This window comes from Streptomyces sp. NPDC101776 (assembly GCF_044766845.1).
GTDB lineage: Bacteria > Actinomycetota > Actinomycetes > Streptomycetales > Streptomycetaceae > Streptomyces.
This window is the reverse complement of the sequence record NZ_JBIWMV010000004.1, coordinates 607,633-628,254: the sequence shown is the minus strand read 5'-3', so window position 1 is coordinate 628,254 and position 20,622 is coordinate 607,633. Positions and strand designations below refer to the sequence as shown.

General features: G+C 69.1%; 20 protein-coding genes. 8 read left to right on the top strand and 12 right to left on the bottom strand.

Features of this window, described 5'->3' with window-relative positions; all coding sequences use genetic code 11:
* Nucleotides 1-135: 135 nt before the first annotated feature.
* The 5 genes from ACIRRY_RS18185 to ACIRRY_RS18165 form a co-directional block, all read right to left on the bottom strand.
* Nucleotides 136-522, bottom strand: a complete 387-nt coding sequence (locus tag ACIRRY_RS18185) for a toxin-antitoxin system, toxin component, PIN family protein (RefSeq protein WP_403973457.1) — start codon at nt 520-522, stop codon at nt 136-138.
* The gene (locus tag ACIRRY_RS18180) at nt 512-1,168 is read right to left on the bottom strand and encodes a DUF433 domain-containing protein (RefSeq protein ID WP_403973654.1); all 657 of its coding nucleotides are present in this window, start codon (nt 1,166-1,168) and stop codon (nt 512-514) included. Before ACIRRY_RS18180 ends, ACIRRY_RS18185 begins: the two co-directional genes overlap by 11 nt.
* A gap of 85 nt (nt 1,169-1,253) precedes the next feature.
* Nucleotides 1,254-2,162: a hypothetical protein gene (locus ACIRRY_RS18175; RefSeq protein WP_403973455.1), complete on the bottom strand. Its 909-nt coding sequence runs from the start codon at nt 2,160-2,162 to the stop codon at nt 1,254-1,256.
* 296 nt (nt 2,163-2,458) lie between these two features.
* Nucleotides 2,459-2,575 carry a DUF397 domain-containing protein gene (locus tag ACIRRY_RS18170; protein ID WP_403973652.1) on the bottom strand — a complete coding sequence of 39 codons (117 nt, stop codon included), beginning with the start codon at nt 2,573-2,575 and terminating at the stop codon, nt 2,459-2,461.
* Nucleotides 2,538-3,452, bottom strand: coding sequence for a helix-turn-helix domain-containing protein (locus ACIRRY_RS18165; RefSeq protein WP_403973649.1), 915 nt, complete (start codon nt 3,450-3,452; stop codon nt 2,538-2,540). The genes ACIRRY_RS18170 and ACIRRY_RS18165 overlap by 38 nt, the downstream gene beginning before the upstream one ends.
* 176 nt (nt 3,453-3,628) lie before the next feature.
* Between ACIRRY_RS18165 and ACIRRY_RS18160 the strand changes: the two genes are divergently transcribed.
* Nucleotides 3,629-4,111 (top strand): ATP-binding protein, encoded by a 483-nt coding sequence (locus ACIRRY_RS18160; protein WP_403973452.1) that lies wholly within the window; start codon nt 3,629-3,631, stop codon nt 4,109-4,111.
* An 80-nt stretch (nt 4,112-4,191) separates the two neighbouring features.
* Here ACIRRY_RS18160 and ACIRRY_RS18155 read toward each other — a convergent pair whose 3' ends face one another.
* The gene (locus ACIRRY_RS18155; RefSeq protein ID WP_403973449.1) at nt 4,192-4,728 is read right to left on the bottom strand and encodes a YbjN domain-containing protein; all 537 of its coding nucleotides are present in this window, start codon (nt 4,726-4,728) and stop codon (nt 4,192-4,194) included.
* A gap of 125 nt (nt 4,729-4,853) precedes the next feature.
* The gene (clpB, locus tag ACIRRY_RS18150) at nt 4,854-7,451 is read right to left on the bottom strand and encodes an ATP-dependent chaperone ClpB (protein WP_403973446.1); all 2,598 of its coding nucleotides are present in this window, start codon (nt 7,449-7,451) and stop codon (nt 4,854-4,856) included.
* A gap of 121 nt (nt 7,452-7,572) precedes the next feature.
* Between clpB and ACIRRY_RS18145 the strand changes: the two genes are divergently transcribed.
* Nucleotides 7,573-7,998, top strand: coding sequence for a pyridoxamine 5'-phosphate oxidase family protein (locus tag ACIRRY_RS18145; protein WP_403973443.1), 426 nt, complete (start codon nt 7,573-7,575; stop codon nt 7,996-7,998).
* A 141-nt stretch (nt 7,999-8,139) separates the two neighbouring features.
* Here the strand turns inward: ACIRRY_RS18145 and ACIRRY_RS18140 are convergent, their stop codons facing one another.
* Nucleotides 8,140-8,475, bottom strand: coding sequence for a hypothetical protein (locus ACIRRY_RS18140; protein ID WP_403973440.1), 336 nt, complete (start codon nt 8,473-8,475; stop codon nt 8,140-8,142).
* Between the two features lie 294 nt (nt 8,476-8,769).
* On the opposite strand from ACIRRY_RS18140, the gene ACIRRY_RS18135 reads away from it, so the two are divergent.
* Nucleotides 8,770-9,807: a helix-turn-helix transcriptional regulator gene (locus ACIRRY_RS18135; RefSeq protein ID WP_403973438.1), complete on the top strand. Its 1,038-nt coding sequence runs from the start codon at nt 8,770-8,772 to the stop codon at nt 9,805-9,807.
* Nucleotides 9,804-10,778 carry a LuxR C-terminal-related transcriptional regulator gene (locus tag ACIRRY_RS18130; RefSeq protein ID WP_403973435.1) on the top strand — a complete coding sequence of 325 codons (975 nt, stop codon included), beginning with the start codon at nt 9,804-9,806 and terminating at the stop codon, nt 10,776-10,778. The genes ACIRRY_RS18135 and ACIRRY_RS18130 overlap by 4 nt, the downstream gene beginning before the upstream one ends.
* Here the strand turns inward: ACIRRY_RS18130 and ACIRRY_RS18125 are convergent.
* Nucleotides 10,741-11,799 carry a LuxR C-terminal-related transcriptional regulator gene (locus ACIRRY_RS18125; RefSeq protein WP_403973433.1) on the bottom strand — a complete coding sequence of 353 codons (1,059 nt, stop codon included), beginning with the start codon at nt 11,797-11,799 and terminating at the stop codon, nt 10,741-10,743. The two genes, ACIRRY_RS18130 and ACIRRY_RS18125, sit on opposite strands and share 38 nt — an antisense overlap.
* 263 nt (nt 11,800-12,062) lie before the next feature.
* On the opposite strand from ACIRRY_RS18125, the gene ACIRRY_RS18120 reads away from it, so the two are divergent.
* The 3 genes from ACIRRY_RS18120 to ACIRRY_RS18110 are packed head-to-tail and all read left to right on the top strand — an operon-like array spanning nt 12,063 to nt 15,383.
* On the top strand, nt 12,063-13,610 hold the full coding sequence (locus ACIRRY_RS18120; protein WP_403973431.1) for a circularly permuted type 2 ATP-grasp protein: 1,548 nt from the start codon (nt 12,063-12,065) through the stop codon (nt 13,608-13,610).
* A complete protein-coding gene (locus ACIRRY_RS18115; RefSeq protein ID WP_403973429.1) occupies nt 13,607-14,539 on the top strand; it encodes an alpha-E domain-containing protein in 933 nt (310 codons plus the stop codon). The genes ACIRRY_RS18120 and ACIRRY_RS18115 overlap by 4 nt, the downstream gene beginning before the upstream one ends.
* Nucleotide 14,540: 1 nt before the next feature.
* Nucleotides 14,541-15,383, top strand: coding sequence for a transglutaminase domain-containing protein (locus tag ACIRRY_RS18110; RefSeq protein ID WP_403973427.1), 843 nt, complete (start codon nt 14,541-14,543; stop codon nt 15,381-15,383).
* Nucleotides 15,384-15,405: 22 nt separating this feature from the next.
* Here ACIRRY_RS18110 and ACIRRY_RS18105 read toward each other — a convergent pair whose 3' ends face one another.
* Nucleotides 15,406-16,512, bottom strand: a complete 1,107-nt coding sequence (locus ACIRRY_RS18105; protein ID WP_403973425.1) for a substrate-binding domain-containing protein — start codon at nt 16,510-16,512, stop codon at nt 15,406-15,408.
* Nucleotides 16,513-16,808: 296 nt separating this feature from the next.
* Here ACIRRY_RS18105 and ACIRRY_RS18100 point away from each other — a divergent pair, with 296 nt between their 5' ends.
* Nucleotides 16,809-18,839, top strand: coding sequence for a fibronectin type III domain-containing protein (locus tag ACIRRY_RS18100; protein ID WP_403973423.1), 2,031 nt, complete (start codon nt 16,809-16,811; stop codon nt 18,837-18,839).
* Between the two features lie 78 nt (nt 18,840-18,917).
* Here the strand turns inward: ACIRRY_RS18100 and ACIRRY_RS18095 are convergent, their stop codons facing one another.
* Together ACIRRY_RS18095 and dnaJ are read right to left on the bottom strand one after the other, a co-directional pair.
* Nucleotides 18,918-19,376 (bottom strand): heat shock protein transcriptional repressor HspR, encoded by a 459-nt coding sequence (locus tag ACIRRY_RS18095; protein WP_403973421.1) that lies wholly within the window; start codon nt 19,374-19,376, stop codon nt 18,918-18,920.
* 7 nt (nt 19,377-19,383) lie between these two features.
* A complete protein-coding gene (gene dnaJ / locus ACIRRY_RS18090) occupies nt 19,384-20,589 on the bottom strand; it encodes a molecular chaperone DnaJ (RefSeq protein WP_403973418.1) in 1,206 nt (401 codons plus the stop codon).
* Nucleotides 20,590-20,622 lie beyond the last annotated feature (33 nt).

Sequence of the window (20,622 nt, the reverse complement as noted above, 5' to 3'; positions counted from 1 at the left end):
GTGGCTCAGAAGTGTGACGCTCGGGGGTGAGAGTGTCACACTTCCGCAGGGGGAGGTTCCGCGCGGCGGGCACAGGCAGCGGGCCACACCACTCGACTTCGAGGACACCCGAGGACACCCGAAGAAGCCCGCCCGTCAGGGCCAGGTGCGCTCGATGCCGTCGTGTCGTACGGCGTACGCCGCCGGGCCGCCCTTCTCGACGGCCCGATGGATCGCGTCACGGCGGGCGACGAGCCGCTCGACCATCTCGGCACTGCGAAGCTGCTGGTTGTCCAGGTAGAACAGCACCGCCTCGCGTTCCAGGACAGGCCGGATCTCCAGGTCCCGTGTCTTGATCCGCCCGTCCTTCGACAGGGGGACCCAGTACCGGTCGAGACCGTGAGAGATCCACTCCTCGTCAGGAACGTCCTGCCCGTCGTCCGGGAAGACATCCCCGATGCGGTGAACGGTCCACCCGCAGGCTCTCAGCCCCTCGGCGACCCGACGACCGAGATTCCGGTCGAGGAAGAACTCAGGCGGCAAGGTGCACCACGGCCTGGCAGAGCGCGTCCACCTGCTCAGGCGTCATGCCGTAGTCGTACGCGATGTCCTCGACGCTCTCCCCGGCTTCCCACAGGTCGGTGATGGCCTGGACCGTGACGCGGTTGGCGGCCACCACGGGGAGACCGTGGCCGAACCTCGGGTCGATCACGACGGGGACGGAGTCCGGGTACTGCCGCAGTCGCAGGCTGGAGGGGAAGTCCTCGCCTGGCTCCCAGGTGAGGTAGCGGAGATAGTCGGAGACCACTTCCTGGATGGGGACTTGGCCGTCGCGAGCTCTGCGGAGATCCCCCCAGCAGTGCTCGACGAAGATGTCCACGCCATCTGTGGCGATCCGCTGGGACACGAGGCCATAGGGGGTGTCGAAAGCGTCCCTGACAGCGGCAGCCGCCTCCCTGATCTCGCTCATCCGGAGCCCCAGAGAACGCAGAGAACGAAGGACGTGCGCCTCGGCCACCGCGATGAACGGCACCGAGGGCTGCCCCCTCCGCACCGGCTCAACCTGGTGAACCAGTGGTGCTCCGGCGGCCTTGCCCTTCAGCCACGACGTGAGAGTCGACTGCGGAATCTCAAGGTAGGAGGCCGTTTCCGTGGGCGTCAGAAGCCCGTCCTGGAACCTGTCGACCATGCCCCACCTCCTCTTGGCGCTGAGTTTCGCATCGTCGCACATCAAGGCTTCCACCTGCGGGTGGACCAGATACACAGCCACCGGCTCAGACGGCCGTACGGAGATGGTTCCCGGATCGGCAGTCCCGGCAACGACCGGGTTCCGCCGAGCGGAACCCCCGCTCGCAGCCGTCGCAGTTCCGCAGGGGCAACACCGCCGGGCGTACGGGGAGTTGGACGCTTCTGGCCAGTGCGGGCAGAGCGAGGGGAGTCTCCTTGAGCCGGTACGCGAGGATGCCGGCCGGGCGGGTCAGGAAGCTGTCCGGGAGCCGTGCGGTGAGGTGGTCCGTGATGTGCGTGGGCAGGATGCCTGCCGCGAGCCACCGGGTGACAGCCGGGGCGAGGCGGGCGGCCTCCTGCTCGGACAGGACAAGGCGGGAGTCGGCCCGGCGAAGAGCGGCGAGTACGGCGATGGCCTGCGGGTCGGCCTCGGCGAGCGGGACAAGCGCCTCCGCCTCGGCCACCTGCACAAGCTCGGGCTCGGGCTCGGTCACCGTTTCCTCCGCGAGCGCGGACACGGATGCGGATGCGGATGCGGCCGTAGGGGCGGTGGCCTGCTTTCGTGACCGACGCGGCTTCGGCGGCTCGGGAGACCCGTCCGGAACGCCACCGGGGACGTCGTAGAAGTACGTCCGGGTACGGACCTGCCCAGAGGGCGTTCGTTCGCGGCGGCGCTCCAGGTATCCGGCCGCTTCGAGTTCCCTGAGCGCCCGCGAGATCAGGATCTCGCCCTCGCTGAAGTGCTCGCACAGGGCGGCGATGGTCACGGACGATCCGTCGGGCAGTGAGGAGATGTACGCCGCGACGCCGACCGTGACCGCGCTGCCTCGTCGCTGGGCGAGGGCGTTGGAGATCACCGTGAAGTCGACCGTGAGGCGAGTGCGTACGTGGATCACGCCGGAGGTCGGAGCTCCGGCATCGGCGCGCAGGCGCGCGTTAGACTGCGAATCAGCCATCGGGAAGGTGCTACTTCCTGGTTGGTCAGGCCCTCGTTCGGGATTGGCGTCCCGGCCGGGGGCCGTATCTATCTGCGGTTGTTGGGGCGAACGTAACCCTCCGTGTCCCGCCCCTGCAAGCCGGTCACTCGAACGGGTGAAACGGGCTTCACGGTCGGGGAGGGTGGGTGGGCGGGAAGTTCTTTCTCCCGGTTCTTTCAGGAGGTCAGTGGCCCGCCGGACCCTCGCGGACAAGGGCCCGGTGAGCCCGGGAGGTGGACGACGGCCGGGGCCCGGCAACCTCGGGGACGGTGGCGTCAGGCCTTCAACTCGCCTATGAAGGCGACCCAGGAGGCGGCTTCGAAGCACAGGGCCGGACCATGCGAGGCCTTGCTGTCACGGACGGGAACGACGGCCCGGTACCCGTCGGCCACCTCCACGCAGTTGCCGCCCTCCTGATTGCTGTAGCTGCTCCTGCGCCAGGCGGCGCCGTTCACTTCGGGAAGGGACCTTCGCTCCACGGTGATTTTCCTCCATCACGGATCGGACCATGTCGAGTGACATGAGCGGGGGCAGGGCCGCCGCCCGCAGCCGATCGTAGGTCAGCGCGAAACTCCTGACCTCGTCCGGATCCTCGATGAGTTGGCCGTAGTGCGCGCCTTCCGTGTAGGCAATCTCCGAACCGTCCGGCATGGTGAGCACCGTGAGCGAGCCGCCCATGACCTCATGCTCACCCTGGTCGAACGGCAGCACCTGCACGGTGATGTGAGGCTCCGTCATAGTCCGTAGCAGGCGGACCAGTTGCTCCTCCATCACCGCCCGTCCACCGACCGGACGCCTGAGCACCGACTCGTCGAGGACGACCCACAGTTCGGGCCGATCCGGCACTCCGAGACGCTCCTGTCGTCCCATGCGAAGGGAGAGTCGCTCCTCCAACTGCTCTTCGCTGCCAAGGGTTCGGCCGACTCTCAGCAGCGCCCGCGCGTAATCCTGCGTCTGCAACAGACCTGGCACCACATGAGCCGCGTACTCACGGATGTCCACCGCCCGCGCCGAGCACTCCATGAACTTCCGCGACCAGTCCGGAAACGCCTCCCGGTACACGTAGGGCCACAGGTCGATCAACAGGTCGTCCGCGCCGAGGGCCACGTCCAGCACACGCGTCAGCTCCAGCGTCGGCTTCGCTCCGGACGCCCGCTCGATCTGTGTGATCCGCGAGCTCACCACATGCGCCTTGCCGCCGAGTTCGGCCTGGGTCAGTCCGGCCGCGATACGGAGCCTGCGCACCCGTGCGCCGAACAGCGCGGCCATCGACTCGCTGGGGTCAATTCCGTTGGCCAAAGCGTCACTTCCGTTCCTTACGGGCTCAAAAGTAAGGCTGCGTCACCTGTCGAGCGTAGGGCGATCGGACGACTCTTGGACACGGAACGTGATGACTCGCGTACATCGCGGGGCGCCTCAGCTCGACGGACAAGGACGGACCAGCCGTGCCGACAGGAACGACCACCACGGGAGACGAGTCACGTGAACTCCCCTTATTCGCCGAGCAGTTCGCCTCCTCACCGCGAGGTGCGCGACTCGCCCGCCGTCTCGCCGTCCAGAGCATGGCGGAGTGGGGCCACCCGCCGACGTCCGACGCGTCGTGCGATGTCGCCCTCGTCGTCGGCGAACTGGCCGCGAACGCCGTACGGCACGGCCGGGTTCCCGGCCACGACTTCGGCCTCCGGCTCGCTCTGGACACGGCCGCGGGCTTGGTCCGCGTCGAGGTCGCGGACGCCGCCTCGGCGAAGCGGCCGTCGGCGATCCCGCCCACAACGCACCCCGAGGGTGAGTCCGGTCGCGGACTGCTCCTGGTGGACACCCTGGCCGTGCGCTGGGGGTGGGCGCCTCGGCGCCCTCTGGGCAAGACGGTGTGGGCGGAAGTGGCGGTCGAAACACCGGTGGGCCGCCTCAAGCAGTCGGCCGGCTGAGCGACACGACGACGGCGCCCGTCCACAGGCTGTGGACGGGCGCCGTTACGTTCACACAGGTCGAAAGGGACCGAGGTTGTCTACTCCTCGTCGCCCTCGTCCTCAGGCTTCTCGACCGCCTCGTCGACCTCCTCGGTGAGACCGAGCTGCTCGACGAGCCAGCGGTCGAACTCGATGGCGGCCCGCACCCAGCTGACCGTCGAGGAGACGAAGTGGTTCAGGTCGACGCCGGTGCCGATCAGCATCTGCGCCTCACCGATCAGACGGACGGTGCCGTCGTCGTGGGTGTGGCTGTAGACCTTGGGCCACAGGGTGCGGCGGTTCCAGTCGTCGATGGACTCCAGCAGCTGGGGCTTGGCGTCGATCTCGTGGGGACGGTCGTAGAACGTCCGCACCGAGAAGACGAGCTGGTCGTCCTCGCCACGGAACATGAAGTACGTACGGAACTGCTCCCACGGCGCCGCGAGGTCACCCTCGTCGTCGACGACATACTTCAGCTCCATCTGCTCCAGGAGCTGCTTCACAAGGTCCTGATCCGGGACGACGGGGCCCGCCGGTCCTTGCTGCGGTTCGGGCTGGCCCCCGAAGTTCGGAATCGAGGACGGGTCGATGCTCACCGTGTATTTCCCTTCGTACGGATTCCGCCATCCTCCCCCATCCGGGGAGGGGGGTGGCAACCCCTGCCGGGACTGTCCGCCCTGGGCTGACCTGATCCGGTCGGCCCAGGGCCCTACGGTGTCACCTACAGCGTCTTGCCCGTCGCCGGCCCCACGATCAGGCCGTCACCGAACGCGTCCACCCGTACCGTGTCCCCGTCCTTGACCTCGCCCGCCAGGATCTCCTTGGCGAGCCGGTCGCCGATCGCCGTCTGCACCAGCCGCCGCAGCGGTCGCGCGCCGTACGCCGGGTCGTTGCCGTTGTCCGCGAGCCAGGTCAGGGCCTCGTCGCTGATCTCCAGGGTGAGGCGGCGTTCCGCGAGACGCTTGGCCAGGCGGTCGAGCTGGAGGGCCGCGATACGGCCCAGTTCCTCCCGGTTGAGCGCCGAGAAGACCACCATGTCGTCCAGACGGTTGAGGAACTCCGGCTTGAAGGAGGCCCTCACCATCTGCAGGACCTGTGCCTTCTTCTCGTCCTCGCCGGTGCTCGGGTCGATCAGGAAGTTGCTGCCCAGGTTGGACGTGAGGATCAGGATCGTGTTGCGGAAGTCGACCGTGCGGCCCTGGCCGTCGGTCAGGCGGCCGTCGTCCAGTACCTGGAGCAGGACGTCGAAGACCTCCGGGTGCGCCTTCTCGACCTCGTCCAGCAGGATCACCGAGTACGGCCGCCTGCGCACCGCCTCCGTGAGCTGGCCGCCCTCCTCGTAGCCGACGTATCCGGGCGGGGCGCCGACCAGCCGGGCCACGCTGTGCTTCTCGCCGTACTCCGACATGTCGATGCGGACCATGGCCCGCTCGTCGTCGAAGAGGAAGTCGGCGAGGGCTTTCGCCAGTTCCGTCTTGCCCACGCCCGTCGGGCCCAGGAAGAGGAAGGAGCCGGTGGGGCGGTCGGGGTCCGCGATGCCCGCGCGGGTGCGTCGTACCGCGTCCGAGACCGCCTGTACGGCCTCTCGCTGGCCGATGAGGCGGCGGCCCAACTCCTCCTCCATGCGCAGGAGTTTCTGGGTCTCGCCCTCCAGGAGGCGGCCTGCGGGGATGCCGGTCCAGGCGCCGACGACGTCCGCGATGTCGTCGGGGCCGACCTCCTCCTTGACCATGGTGTCCTTGGAGGCCTCTTCCTCCGCCTGGGAGGCCTCCTCCAAGTCGCGCTCCAGGGTGGGGATCTCGCCGTACAGGAGCTTGGAGGCGGTGTCGAAGTCGCCGTCGCGCTGGGCCCGTTCGGCCTGGCCGCGCAGTTCGTCGAGCTTCTCCTTCAGTTCGCCGACCTGGTTGAGGGACTGCTTCTCCTTCTCCCAGCGGGCGTTGAGGCCGCGCAGTTCCTCCTCGCGGTCGGCGAGGTCGCGGCGCAGCTTCTCCAGGCGCTCGATCGAGGCGGCGTCCGTCTCCTTGTCGAGGGCCAGCTCCTCCATCTTCAACCGGTCGACGGAGCGCTGCAGTTCGTCGATCTCGACGGGGGACGAGTCGATTTCCATCCGCAAGCGCGATGCCGCCTCGTCGACGAGGTCGATCGCCTTGTCCGGGAGGAAGCGGGAGGTGATGTAGCGGTCGGAGAGGGACGCGGCGGCGACCAGCGCGCTGTCCGCGATGACGACCTTGTGGTGCGCCTCGTAGCGTCCCTTCAGGCCGCGCAGGATCGCGATCGTGTCCTCGACGCTCGGCTCCGCCACCAGCACCTGCTGGAAGCGGCGCTCCAGCGCCGGGTCCTTCTCGATGCGCTCGCGGTACTCGTCGAGGGTCGTCGCGCCGACCATGCGCAGCTCGCCGCGGGCGAGCATCGGCTTCAGCATGTTGCCGGCGTCCATCGCGGAGTCGCCGCCGGCGCCCGCGCCCACGACCGTGTGCAGCTCGTCGATGAAGGTGATGATCTGGCCGTCGGAGTCCTTGATCTCGGCCAGGACGGTCTTCAGCCGCTCCTCGAACTCGCCGCGGTACTTCGCGCCCGCGACCATCGCGCCGAGGTCGAGGGAGACGAGCCGCTTGTTCTTGAGGGACTCGGGCACGTCCCCCTTGATGATCCGCTGGGCCAGGCCCTCGACGACGGCGGTCTTGCCGACGCCGGGCTCGCCGATGAGGACGGGGTTGTTCTTCGTGCGCCGGGACAGCACCTGGACGACCCGCCGGATCTCCTGGTCCCGCCCGATGACCGGGTCGAGCTTGCCCTCGCGCGCGGCGGCCGTGAAGTCCGTACCGAACTTCTCCAGCGCCTTGTACTGCCCCTCGGGGTCGGGTGTGGTCACCCGGCGCCCTCCCCTGCTCTTCTGGAACGCGTCCAGCAGCTTCTTCGCGCCGGCCCCCTGCTGGGAGAGTACGTCCCCGGCCGCACCGCCCTTCGCGGCGATCCCGATCAGCAGGTGCTCGGTCGAGAGATAGTCGTCGCCGAGTTCCTTCGCGCGCTCACCCGCGTCCGCGATCACGGCCAGCAGCTCACGGCTGGGCTGCGGGGGCGCGACGGTCGAACCGGTCACGCTGGGCAGCGCCGCGAGCACGCGCTCGGCCCCGGACCGTACGGCGGCCTGGTCCGCGTCGACGGCGGCCAGCAGGTCGGTGATGTTCTCGTTGTCCTCCCCCGCGAGCAGCGAGAGAAGCAGGTGGGCCGGGGTCAGGTCGGCGTGCCCCCCGGTCACCGCACGTTTGCTGGCCGCGTTGATCGCGTCCCGGCTCCTGTTGGTCAGCTCGGCGTCCACGTTCCGGTGCTCCTCCTCCTACGACCTTCGTACACGGACTGACTCGGTCAACGTGCATAAAGTTGAGTCTATTCCACTCAAGGCAGTGGCGGGGCGGATCGGGGGACTAAGTTCCGGGACCATGGCCGTACATCCGGTGGACCCGGGCGCTCCCGACCCGTCGTACCTCACCTTCTGGCAGGAACGGCATCTGTGCACCCTCACGACTCCGCGCCCCGACGGCAGCCCGCATGTCGTTCCCGTCGGAGTGACATACGACCCGGAGGCGCGACTGGCTCGGGTCATCGCGAACAAGTCGAGCAGGAAGGTGCTGAACGTGCTGGCCGCCGGCCCCCTCGGGGCACGGGTCGCCGTGTGCCAGGTGGACGGGCGGCGCTGGGCGACGCTGGAGGGCCGGGCCTTCGTGCACGCGGAACCCGACCGGGTCGCGGAGGCGGAGCGCCGGTACGCCGGGCGCTACGGGCGGACGCCGTCGCCGAACCCGTCCCGGGTGGTGATCGAGATCGAGCTGACACGGGCGCTGGGGAAGGCGGCGGGGAAAAGCTGAAGCGCCGATTTTCAGCCACCCGGGATGGGCAGATACCAGAACATTCCGCACAAACTGCAGCGGCGTCACCGTGTTCAGGTCACGGTGACGCCGCTGCGGGGGGAAGCACCTGAGCGATCTTGTTACGACGGGGGAATCGCGTCAGGCACTGCGGGGGGTGGCTGAGATGGTCTGGATGTCGGGGGCATCCGTATCCACCAGCCGGTGGTCTCGCTGGTCAAGATTCACAAAGATCATTCCGTACCGGATGGCGCATCGCACTGGCTGCGGCGCCCCCCGGGGCCGTCGCAGACACCGGTACGCCCGGACGTCCTCGTCCTCGTCCCGCGTCACCACGACCGGCTCACCGAACACGGTCACCATGAGCGAGTCACCGCTGTGGGGGATGGCGGTGGCCAGATCGATGAAGTGCCAGCCGGAGCGATAGGCGGTGGCCATCTCGCGGCGGAAGGAGCGGTCGTCGGGAGGAGTCGTCATGTCAGGACCATTGGGTGTCGCCGGGTGTGGCCACGACGTCTTCGACAACCGCGTCGGCCCTCACCGACGACCATTGGGTGTCCCCCGCCCGCATGTCGCACTTCGCACCAGAGAGGCCACTCAGCGTTCCGAAGGCCACAACGGCGGAGAAGGCGGCGACAAGCACCGAGCGAAGCATTCTCTTACGCATAGTTGGCTTCGTCCTCACTTGAAGGTCCCCTCTTCCCCCGTCTGATAAGACGATGGCTCATTCAGGCACGTCGTGACCACACAATGAGTGCATCATGTTCCTGCATGTTCAGGACCCTGGGGGGTGGAGATTTGACTATAAATCCGACAGAAGAGACACATCCCCACACCATTGCTGAACTGTGTGAGGAAGGAAGACGCATATATGCCAACGCGCTACGCACGGGACGCGTAGCCCGCGCGGATGTGGCGGGCGCTCCCTGCCTCATGGAGTTCGCCCTGCTGCACGCCGATCCGGACGACGAGAACTGGCTCCGGCCGGTGCCTCCCTCGTTGGCGCTGTCGCTGCGGCTCAACCCGCTGGAACGCGAGATCTCCGAGCGCAGGCGCACGTCCATGGTGCTGGCCGAGGTGTTCGAGCCGTTCATGACGCTCACCGCCCAGGGCTCGACCCCCGAGCACTCGATCACCGTGCTGGAGGGTCTCGACCGCATCAACGGAGCCCTCGACCTGGCCACGGACCAGTGCCGCAACGAGGTACTGACCGTCCAGCCCAGCGTCCGCCATCCCGAACGCCGGATCATGGAGGGTCTGGAGCGCGACAAGACCCTGACCGACCGCGGCGTACGAATCCGGACGCTGTACCAGCACACCGCCCGCTACATCCCGGAGCGGCTGGCCTACGTGGACCAGTTCGCCAACGGCAAGGTGGAGTACCGCACCATCGACGAGCTGGTCGAGCGCCTCGTCATCTGTGACGAGACGGTCGCCTTCATCCCGATACGCGACGACCGCCAGGTCGCCCTGGAGCTGCGGCACCCGGGGCTGGTGAGCTACCTGATCAAGGTCTTCGAGTTCATGTGGAGCCGCGCGGTCCCGCTGAGCGCCGGCAGTCCGTACGAGACCGCCGCCGACGGCATCACCGACATCCAGCACTCCATCGCCAAGCTGCTCGTCGAGGGCCATGTCGACGAGGCCATCGCCCGGCGCCTGGGCATGAACGTGCGCACCTGCCGGGCCCATATCGCCAAGCTCGCCACGGCCCTGGGCAGCGGCAGCCGCGCCCAGCTCGGCTTCCTCATAGCCCAGTCGGGGATCCTGCAGCAGGACCAGCCGGCGCAGGAGGGAGAAAGCGGACCGTGACCGAGGCACACACGCACGGAGCGGAGGACCTGTGCGCGGAAGGCCTCAGCCTGTACGTCCGCGCGCTGCGCGACGGGCGGGCCCCGGTCGAAGAAGCGAACACCGCACCGTGCCTGATCGACCTCGGACTGCTGCATCCGGACGTGGGGGACCCCCACCACCTGCGGCCGGTCGCCCCCGCCGCCGTCCTCCACCGTCTGCTACGGCGGTCCGCCGAGCGCATCGCGGACGAGCGGCGCCGCGAGGAGCGCCTGGAGAGCGCCTTCGCGCCGCTGCTCCGGCTCGACGGCTCGCGTACGGCGGCCACGGCGAACCCGACGCTCACCGTCCTCGGTGACAGGGACCGCATCAACCAGGCCATCACCGAGGCCATGGCGGACGCCACGGACGAACTCCTCGCCATCCAGCCGCACGTCGGCCCGCGCAGCCCGGAGGCACAGGCCGTCGCCCTCGTACGCGACCAGGCATTCCTCGACCGCGGCGGCCGCATCCGTACCCTCTACCAGCACACCCAGCGCCACAGACCCGTCGTCCTGGCCCGCTACGAGCAACTGCGCGGCGACGCGGAGGCCCGCACCCTCGACGAGGTCACCGAGCGGCTCATCGTCGTCGACCGGCGGGTGGCGTTCATCCCCGCCAGCCGGGACCGCAGCCTCGCCCTGGAGGTCCGCCACCCCTCGCTGATCGACTGGTTCGTCACGGTCTTCGACCGCCTCTGGCACCTCGCCGTCCCGATGTACCCCGACGCGGTCCAGCGCCCCTCCCCGAACGGCATCAGCCAACGCCAGCGCGCCATAGCGGGCCTCCTCGTCGAGGGCCACACCGATGCGGTGATCGCCGACCGGCTGGGCATGAACATCCGCACGGCCCGCGTCCACATCGCCAAGCTGGCCGCCACCCTCGGCAGCGAGAGCCGGGCCCAACTCGGCTATCTCATAGGGCAGTCGGGGATTCTTGATCCACCGGCGTGAGCTGCGCGGGGACGTCCGGCAAACGTGACGCGGTGCCGTCCAGGCCCGCCTGGGCGATCCGCACACCGAGTTGGGTACGGCTGGCCGCGCCCAGCGTCTCCGACAAGCGGGCGATATGGGCGCGGCAGGTCCGCACGCTTATCCCCAGCCGCTCCGCGATCACCGCGTCCTGGTGGCCGTCCGCGAGCAGCGCCGCGATGGACTGCTCCCGGTGCGAGATGCCCTCGATGCCGGTGTCCGGCAGGGGAGCGGCGACCGGGATCGCCAGGCGCCACAGGCGGTCGAAGACGGTGACGAAGTAGTCGATCAACGCCGGGTGGCGCAGCTCCAGGGCCATCGTGTGGTCGGCGTTTGCGGGGATGAAGGCGACCGTGCGGTCGAAGAGGATCAGCCGGTCGACGACCTCGTCCAGGGTCCGCGCCTCGACCGCGTCGCCCATCAACTCCAGGTAGTTCAGAAGGCCTTGGCCGTGCCGGGCGACGTGGGTGTACAGGTCGCGCATCCGGACCCCGCGCGAGCGCAGCGCCACCGCCCGGTGCAGGCCCTCCGTGAGTTCCGGCTCGCGGCGGATGCCGCCGGGCTGGACGGTGAGGACCTCGCCCGTGCAGGCCTCCGTCGCGTCGTCCATCGCCGCCTGGATGCGCGAGAGGCCGTCCAGGACGCGGATCGCGGCGCCCTCCAGGGAGCCCGACGCCGCCGCGGACGCCTGCACCCGGCGGCCCAGACCGGCGTACAGCTCGAAGGCCTCGACCGCCGAACCCACCCGCCGGTGGCTCTCGCTGACCTCGTCGTAGACCCCGCGCAGCAGCCGGGTCATGACCTCCTGCGGGGAGGTCGGCACCAGCCAGGCCATGTCGTCGGGGTCGGGGTGGAGGAGGGCCAACTCCAGCAGGCACGGCACCGGTTCGGCGTCCGTGCGCGGCACCCGGCCCCGTCGTACGGCCCGGGAGTACACACGCTCCCCGGCGTCGCAGAGTCGGTCAGCACCGTGTGGATGCTCGTCCGTCCCGTGCCCGGCCATCGCCCATCCCACCCCCGGTTCCCGGCTCTTTGCAGCGCAACTATGCGCGGACGGGACCTGCTCCGCAACACGGCTTCCCCTCGAACGGACCCCGAAAACCGACGATATCGCCCGCTATCTCCCGGCCTCCGAGCCTCACCTTGCAACAAGCTGGGGGGGTGTCCGGCCAGTAGCACCGAGTCCCTCGTCGTATCACTTTCCGCGTGAGCTGCCGGAAATCACTCAGAGATCGCCGTGTTACGTATCGCACTTAACGTCCCCTCATGGCGGACATATTTGACGCATACGCATTGGCCGATGCGTGGGACGAGATGTTTGTGCGGCCGGGTGAGGTCAGAACCGCCTACGAGCCGGTACTGGCGGCACTCCAGCCCATCGAGCCGAGTGAACTGCGCTTCCGCGCGGACCAGATGGCCCGCGCGTTCACCGACCGCGGCGTGACCTACGCCTTCGCGGGCGAGGAACGGCCCTGGCCGCTTGACCTGGTGCCGCGGATCATCGACGCGCTGGAGTGGGATCTCATCCAGCGCGGAGTGGCCCAGCGGGTCAGGGCACTTGAGGCCTACCTCTCCGACGCCTACTCCCACTGCCGCGCCTTCGAGGACGGGGTCGTGCCCTGGCGGCTGCTCCTCAACTCGGCTCATTTCCATCGGGCCGCGCAGGGCGTCGAGCCACCGGGCGGGGTCCGCATCCACGTCGCCGGCATCGACCTCGTCCGCGACGAGGCCGGGGACCTGCGGGTGCTGGAGGACAACGTGCGGGTCCCCAGCGGGGTGTCGTACGTCATCGAGAACCGCCGGGCCATGACGCGGATCTTCCCGTCCCTCTTCGCCGAGCAGCACGTGGTCCCCGTCGACGGGTACGCGGGGCGGCTGCTGGCCGCGCTGCGCGCCGCCGCGCCCGCCGGCACCCAGGACCCCCGGGTCGTGGTCCTCACCCCGGGGCCGGGGAACGCCGCCTACTTCGAACACGCCCTGCTCGCGCGGCTGATGGGCGTGCAACTGGTGGTGGGGCACGACCTGACGTGCCGCAACAACCGGGTGTGGATGCGCACCACCCGCGGCGAGGTCCCCGTCCATGTCGTATACCGGCGGCTCGACGACGACTTCCTCGATCCGCTGCACTTCCGCCCCGACTCGGTGATCGGCTGCCCGGGCATCATGAACGCCGCCCAGGCCGGGAACGTCACACTCGCGAACGCCGTTGGCAACGGCATCGCGGACGACAAACTCCTCTACACCTACGTCCCCGACCTCATCCGCTACTACCTCTCAGAGGAACCGATTCTCCCCAACGTGGAGTCGTACCGCCCTGACGAGCCCGGCCAGTTGGAGGCGGTCCTCGACCAGATCGACCGCCTGGTCATCAAGCCGGTGGACGGCGCCGGCGGACAGGGCATCGTCATCGGCCCCAAGGCGGACGCGAAGACCCTCGAACGCACTCGCAAAGCCGTCGCCGCCGACCCGCGCGGCTGGATAGCGCAGCGCCCCGTCGCCCTGTCGACCTCCCCCACCCTCGCGGGTGAACGCATGGCACCGCGCCACATCGACCTCCGCCCGTTCGCCGTGAACGACGGCACCGACGTCTGGGTGCTCCCCGGCGGCCTCACCCGCGTCGCCCTCCAGGAGGGCAACCTGATCGTCAACTCCAGCCAGGGCGGCGGCTCCAAGGACACCTGGGTGCTCGCGGAGGGCCCCGCCGAACAGCCCGAGCCACTGGCCCAGGACGGCCGGCCGCCCGAGGTGGCACCCCGCCAGCACGGTCCCGACGGCAACCCCACGGTCGTACAGGAAGGGGCGCAGCAGCAGTGAACGACGTGATCCTCTCCCGGATAGCCGAGGCCCTGACGTGGACGGGCCGTTACGTCGAGCGCGCGGACACCACCGGGCGCATCCTCGACGCGTATCTGCACCGCATGCTGGAGGACCCCTGGCGCGACGAGGACGTGGCCTGCCGGTCGCTGTACGCGATCCTCGGGGTCGACGCGGGCGGCCAACGCGTGGACATGCAGCAGGTGTTGGACCAGCTCGCGTTCGACGCCCGCTCCACCTGCTCCATCGAGGGCGCGCTCGGCGCCGCCCGCCTCAACGCCCGCAGCGCCCGGGAAGCCGTCTCCTCGGAGATGTGGGAGTGCCTCAACTCCACCTGGCACGCGCTGGCCGACCAACGCCTCGCGGCCCGCCGTACGGGCCCCTACGCCTATCTCGAACTCGTGCGCAGACGCGCCGCGTTGTTCTTCGGCCTCGCCGACTCCACGATGAGCCGCGACGACAGCTGGCGTTTCGTCGTCCTCGGCCGCAGCCTGGAGCGGGTGGACATGACCGTACGGCTGCTGTCGGTACGGGTGTTGGACGCGGCACACGCGCCCGACTGGACGACGCTGCTGAGCGCCTCGGGCGCCGACGAGGCGTACGCGCGCGTGTACGGCGGCTTCGGGGACACCCCGCGCGTGGCCGAATTCCTGCTCCTGGACCGGGACTTCCCGCGCTCGGCGCTGCACGCGCTGACGACGGCCGAGGAGTGCCTCACGGCGCTGGGCCGCCAGCGCCAGGACCCCGCGCGCCGTCCCATCGGCCGGCTCCGCACCCGCCTCGAATACCTGGACTCGCACGCCTTGGAGGAACAACTCCCCGCTCTCCTCAAGGACTTGCAGCACGCCTGCATGGCCTCGGCGGAGGCGGTCGCGGAGTTGTTCTTCCCGTACCAGGGGCCCGTCGAGTGGGCCCAGGAAGGAGCCTGAGATGACCCGTAGGCTTCGCATCCGTCACACCACGCGCGTGTCGTACGCCCAGGCGGCCGTGTCCTCGCACAACGAGGTGCGGATGACCCCGCTCACGCTCCCCGGCCAGACGACACTGGACGCGCGGGTGACCGTGAACCCCACCACCCCCACCTGGTCGTACTGGGACTACTGGGGCACCCAGGTCACCGGCTTCGACCTGATGGACCCGCACGCGGACCTGACGATCACCGCGTCGAGCCTGGTCGAGACGTCCCCGCCGGACGCACCGGCCCCCGCCCCCACCTGGCAGGAGATCGGCCAACGCACCACGAACTCCCGCCTGTTGGAGTTCATCGGCCCCACGGTCCGTACGACGGTCCCGCCGAAGCTGCTGAAGAAGGCGCGCAAGGCGGCCACGGGCCTGGACCCGCACGAGACGGCGGTGGCGGTCTCGGCGCTGGTCGCCGACCGGGTGTCGTACCTCCCGGGCGTCACCGGCGTGAACACCTCCGCCGCCGAGGCCTGGGAACAGGGCGCCGGCGTCTGCCAGGACATCGCCCACGTCACCATCGCCCTGCTGCGGAGCCTGGGTCTGCCCACGCGCTACGTCTCCGGCTACCTCCACCCCGAGAGCGAGGCGGAGCTGCACCGCCCGGTCGCCGGCCAGAGCCACGCCTGGGTGGAGTACTGGGCGGGCGACTGGTCCGGCTACGACCCGACCAACCGGACCCGGCCCGACGAGTCCCATGTGGTGGTCGGGCGGGGGCGGGACTACGACGACGTGACGCCGCACAAGGGGATCTACCGGGGAGTGGCCGGGGGCCCGCCGGAGGTGACCGTGGAGTTCACGCGGGTGGCGTGAACTCCCCTGCGGGGCGGGCGGGTTACTTCAACCCCTGCGCCGCGCAGGCCGACTTGAACTTGGTCGTGCAGATGTCGGAGACCTTGTAGATCCCGTCCGCGACCACCGTCGACTTGATGTTGTCCTTCGTCAGCGCGACCACGGAGACCAGCTGGGCCGGGATCTTCTTGTTCGTGGGGCTGTCGACCGTGTCGCGGGTGAGGGAGTCGAACTCGATGTCGTGGCCCTGGATCAGGGACACCGCGGCCTTGGCGGCGGCCTCGGCCTCGTCCGGGTAGGGCTTGTAGACGCTCATGTACTGCTCGCCGGTGAGGATCCGCTGCACGGCGGAGAGTTCGGCGTCCTGGCCGGTGATCGGCGGCATCGTGGTCACGCCCGCCGCCTGGAGGGCCTTGATGGCGCCGCCGGCCATCGCGTCGTTGGCGGAGTACACGGCCGCGATGTTGCCCTTGCCGAGCTTGTCGATCGCCTTGGTCATGGACGCCTGCGCGACCTCGGGGCTCCACGCCTTCGTGTCGTAGCTCTCGGAGATCGTCACCTTACCCTGGAGCTCGGAGAGCGCGCCCGCCTTGAACTGTCCGGCGTTCGGGTCGGTCGGCGAGCCGTTGATCATCACGATCTTGTCGGAGGTGTCGACGTTGCCGCCCAGCGCCTCCACCAGGGAGCGCCCCTGCACCTCGCCGACCAGTTCGTTGTCGAAGGAGATGTACGCGTCGATCGGCCCCTCGGCCAGGCGGTCGTAGGCGATGACCGGGATGCCCGCGGCCTTGGCCTTCTTCACCATCGGCAGGATGAGGTGCGAGTCGACGGCGTCGAGCAGGATGACGTCGACCTTGCTGTCGATCATCTTCTGCATCTGGCCGTCCTGGATCTTCGCGTCGCCACTGGCGTTGGCGTACTCGCTCTTGCCCTTGCCGCTGGTCAGCTCGGAGACCGTCGACTTGATGATCGGGTAGTCGAACTCCGCGTACCGCGTGTTCGTCTTCTCGGGCATCAGTACGCCCACCGTGATGTCGTTGCCCTTCGCCGGAGTCTCCTCCGCGCTGCTCCCTGAGGAGTTGAGCACGCCACAGGCGGCCAGCGGGAGGGCCAGCGAGGACGCGGCCACGGATATGGCGATACGACGCATTGGGGTGCTCACTTCTGGTGCCGTCCGGACGAGGGTGCAGCATTGCAACCCAGGTGACTGAAAAGCCAACGCGGCTGCCACCACCGGCGTCAAGCGGAACCACTTAACGAGATGGCAACAGCACGTTCCGTTTGGTATGTGGAGGTGCTGCGGAATCCCATCCAAACGCTCTTTACCGACCCTTCACTCAACGGGAGTTCATGAACGGGCAAAGATCAGCACAACCAAGTCCGTTCCTCGCGAGTCGTGATCGTCAACGGCCACCTGTCGCCGTGCCCGATCCCACAGAGGTACGCATGAACCCAGCAAGACCCGCGACGGCCGTCACCGTCGCCCTCTCCATCGCGGGCTGTCTGCTCGCCGGCGCGACCGCGACCGCCTCCGCAGCCACGACCTGCGCCTCCCCGGTCCACAAACGGCAGTTCTTCGCGAACACCACCTTCAAGGGCACCCCCAAGAAGACGGACTGCGACAACGCGATCGACCAGAACTGGACCGGCGCCCCCGCCACCGGACTCCCCAAGGACAACTTCGGCGTCCGCTGGTCCGTGACCCGCGACTTCGGCTCCGGCGGCCCCTTCTCCTTCGCCGCGTCCGCCCAGGACGGCATCCGCGTCTACCTCGACGGCAGCCGCAAGATCGACCTGTGGAAGAACGTCACGTCGACCGTCAAGAAGACCGTCAACGTCACCGTCCCGTCCGGCAAACACACCCTCCGCGTCGACTACGTCAACTGGACCGGCAAGGCGACGGTGAAGTTCACGTACGCGCCCCGGACCTCGGCGACCGTCGACAAGGTCAAGCCGCTTACCCCGACGGGCACTTCAGTGACGTACGACACCACCACCGGCAAGGCCAAGCTCACCTGGTCCAAGAACAAGGAGATGGACCTCGCCGGGTATCACGTCTACCGGCGCCTCAAGGGTGCCTCCTTCGGCAGCAGACCGCTGGCGACGACCACCGCCACGTCGTACACCGGTAGCGCGCTCCCGAAGACGGGCGACACCTACTACTACGAGGTCCGCGCCTACGACAAGGCCGGCCGCGAGTCGACCGGCACCGCCGACCAGGGTGTCACCACCGTCGACACGACGGCTCCCGCCGCACCCACCGGTGTGGAGGACAACTGGGCCATCGGCAACGTCATCACGGCGCGCCTGTACTGGGGCTCGAACACCGAGTCCGACCTGGCCGGTTATCGGGTGTACCGGTCGACGGGATACCCCGTCGCCGTCACCGCCGCGAACCTGGTGAGCGGCCCGACGCCGATCAGCGACAGCGTCTGGATCGAGGACCTGCCCACGACCGGCGAGCCCTTCTACTACGTCGTCACCGCCGTCGACACCCACGGCAACGCGTCACCGCCCTCGGGCACGGCCGAGTACTGGTCGGAGGACATCGACACCGTCGCCCCGGTCTACGCCCCGGACGACGTGACGGCCGTCGACGGGGAACGCGGCGTCACCCTGAACTGGACCTGGAGCACGGACGCGGACGACGACATCGCGTACTTCTCCGTCTACCGGGACGGCGTCGGACTGGACAGCTCCATCGCCGGAGAGTCCTACACGGACACGGAGATCGAGCGCTCCACGACGCACACCTACTGGGTCCGGGCCGTGGACCGGCACGGCAACTTCGGCCCCGTCTCGAACTCGGTCACCATCGACCATGTCGGCGACTACACCGCCCCCGCCGCGGTGACCGGCCTGACGGCGACGCCGATGGGGTACGGCGTCCGGCTCGACTGGGACGACAGCCCGGCCGGGGACTTCGCCGACTACCGGATCCACCGGGGTGTGTACGTCGACGGCGCCTGGACGTACACGGACATCACCGACACCCTTCCGTTCGGCAGCATCTGGTCCCAGAACCGGGACGTGAGCCTGCCCGACGGGGAGAAGCTGCGGTACGTGGTCGTGGCCGTCGACCACGACGGCAACACCCTGGATCTCGGTTCCGCCGCCGGCGTCGAGGTCACGGAGCTCGACATCGTGCCGACGGAGACCTACCCGGACGAGTCCTCCTCCGGTGCCCTGTACGTGGACGCGACGGACATCGCCCAGGGTCCCGACATCCGGGTGGACTACAACGCCCGGCGCGACCCGAACGGCACCGCGACCGGCTTCAACGTCTACCGCTGGGACACCTCGACCGGCGCCTACACGCTGCTCACCGACACTCCCGTCGGGCTCGGCGACCACTACTCGGACACCGGCGCGCCGACCGACACCACCGTCTTCTACAAGGTCACCGCCGTGTACACGGACGGCACCGAGGCAGAGACGGCCGGCGACCACGTGTTCCGGATCGGCACCTCCGCGTAAGCACGAACGGAACACGAACGGAAGGGGCCCGGAGGTCACTGACCTCCGGGCCCCTTTTCTTCCGTGTGAGAGTGGACGTCAGTCCGAGGACTGCTGCCGCTTCGGCCGCCACACCACCAGCGCACTGGTCTGCTGGACCTCCTGATACGGCACCAGGTCGCGCCGGTACGAAGCGTGTACCGCCGCCTCCCGCTGCTGCATCGTCGCCGCCGCGCCCTCGACCGCCGACTGGAGTTCGGCGACGCGCTGCTGGAGCGCGACGACCTGGTTCTCCAGCTCGATGATGCGCTTGATGCCAGCCAGGTTGATGCCCTCGGTCTGCGACAACTGCTGGACGGTGCGCAGCAGTTCGATGTCGCGGGCCGAGTAGCGCCGACCGCGTCCGGCCGTGCGGTCGGGGGAGACCAGGCCGAGACGGTCGTACTGGCGCAGCGTCTGCGGGTGCAGGCCGGAGAGCTGGGCAGCCACGGAGATGACGTAGACCGGGGTCTCCTCGGTCAGCTCGTACGGGTTGCGTCGACGGCCGGTCCCATCCATGGCTCTCTCATGCTCCCTTCGCGGCCTGGAACAGCTCCGCCCGCGGGTCTTCGTCCGCGGTCGCCTCTCTGTACGCCTCAAGCGCGTCACGAGCATTCCCCGTGACGTCCTTCGGGACACTCACCTCCACGGTCACAAGGAGGTCACCCCGGGTGCCGTCCTTGCGGAAGGCGCCCTTGCCGCGGGCCCGCATCGTGCGGCCGTTGGGCGTGCCCGGCGGCAGCTTCAGCGTCACCGGCGGCCCGCCCAGGGTGGGCACCCTGACCTCGCCGCCCAGCGCCGCCTCGGCGAACGTCACCGGGACCGTCACCGTGAGGTTGTCCTCCTTGCGGCCGAACACGGGGTGCGTGTCGACGTGCACCATGACGTACAAGTCGCCCGCGGGACCGCCCCGTTCACCCGGAGCGCCCTTGCCGCGCAGCCGGATGCGCTGGCCGTCGGTGACCCCCGCGGGGATCCGGACCTGCATGGTCCGCGACGACTTGGCGCGCCCGCTGCCCTTGCACTCGATGCAGGGGTGCTCGGCGATCAGGCCGCGGCCCTTGCAGTCCGGGCACGGGTCCGTGAGCGAGAAGCCGCCCCCGGAGCCGCGCGCGACCTGGCCGGTGCCGACGCAGGTCGGGCACACGCGCGGTGTGCCGTTCTTGTCGCCGGTGCCCGAACAGGCCTTGCAGGGCTGCTGCGAGGACATCCGCAGCGGCACCGTGGCCCCTTCGATGGCCTCCGTGAAGCTGAGCGTGACCTCGGACTCGATGTCCTGGCCGCGCCGGGGCTGCGTACGGGTCGTGCCCGTGCCGCCGCGGTTGAACAGGCCCCCGAAGACGTCACCGATGCCGCCGCCGAAGCCACCGGCGCCCCCGGCACCGCCGCCGCCCTGGGCGCCGCCTCCGAAGAGGTCGCCCAGGTCGAAGTTGAAGTTGCCGCCGCCCGCGCCGCCCGGTCCCGGGCGACCGTGCCTATCAAAGAGGGCGCCGTTGCCGAACAGGGCGCGGGCCTCGTCGTACTCCTTGCGCTTCTTGGGGTCACCGAGGACGTCGTGGGCCTCGGAGATCTCCTTGAAGCGCTCCTCGGCCTTGGCGTTGCCCTTGTTGGCGTCCGGGTGGAACTCGCGGGCGAGCTTCCGGTACGCCTTCTTGATCTCGGCCTCGGTGGCGTCCTTGGGGACGCCGAGGACCTTGTAGTAGTCCTTCTCGATGAAGTCCTTGGTGCTCATCCTCGACGTCCCTCCTTTCGTGCGCGCGTTGCG

What these genes read in the sequence shown, in the direction of transcription:
- ACIRRY_RS18180 (WP_403973654.1), bottom strand. Translation starts at nt 1,168, where the DNA reads ATGGTCGACAGGTTCCAGGACGGGCTTCTGACGCCCACGGAAACGGCC.
- ACIRRY_RS18175 (WP_403973455.1), bottom strand. Translation starts at nt 2,162, where the DNA reads ATGGCTGATTCGCAGTCTAACGCGCGCCTGCGCGCCGATGCCGGAGCT.
- ACIRRY_RS18165 (WP_403973649.1), bottom strand. Translation starts at nt 3,452, where the DNA reads ATGGCCGCGCTGTTCGGCGCACGGGTGCGCAGGCTCCGTATCGCGGCC.
- ACIRRY_RS18145 (WP_403973443.1), top strand. Translation starts at nt 7,573, where the DNA reads ATGGCCGTACATCCGGTGGACCCGGGCGCTCCCGACCCGTCGTACCTC.
- ACIRRY_RS18140 (WP_403973440.1), bottom strand. Translation starts at nt 8,475, where the DNA reads ATGACGACTCCTCCCGACGACCGCTCCTTCCGCCGCGAGATGGCCACC.
- ACIRRY_RS18135 (WP_403973438.1), top strand. Translation starts at nt 8,770, where the DNA reads ATGTTCAGGACCCTGGGGGGTGGAGATTTGACTATAAATCCGACAGAA.
- ACIRRY_RS18125 (WP_403973433.1), bottom strand. Translation starts at nt 11,799, where the DNA reads ATGGCCGGGCACGGGACGGACGAGCATCCACACGGTGCTGACCGACTC.
- ACIRRY_RS18120 (WP_403973431.1), top strand. Translation starts at nt 12,063, where the DNA reads ATGGCGGACATATTTGACGCATACGCATTGGCCGATGCGTGGGACGAG.
- ACIRRY_RS18110 (WP_403973427.1), top strand. Translation starts at nt 14,541, where the DNA reads ATGACCCGTAGGCTTCGCATCCGTCACACCACGCGCGTGTCGTACGCC.
- ACIRRY_RS18105 (WP_403973425.1), bottom strand. Translation starts at nt 16,512, where the DNA reads ATGCGTCGTATCGCCATATCCGTGGCCGCGTCCTCGCTGGCCCTCCCG.
- ACIRRY_RS18100 (WP_403973423.1), top strand. Translation starts at nt 16,809, where the DNA reads ATGAACCCAGCAAGACCCGCGACGGCCGTCACCGTCGCCCTCTCCATC.
- ACIRRY_RS18095 (WP_403973421.1), bottom strand. Translation starts at nt 19,376, where the DNA reads ATGGATGGGACCGGCCGTCGACGCAACCCGTACGAGCTGACCGAGGAG.
- dnaJ (WP_403973418.1), bottom strand. Translation starts at nt 20,589, where the DNA reads ATGAGCACCAAGGACTTCATCGAGAAGGACTACTACAAGGTCCTCGGC.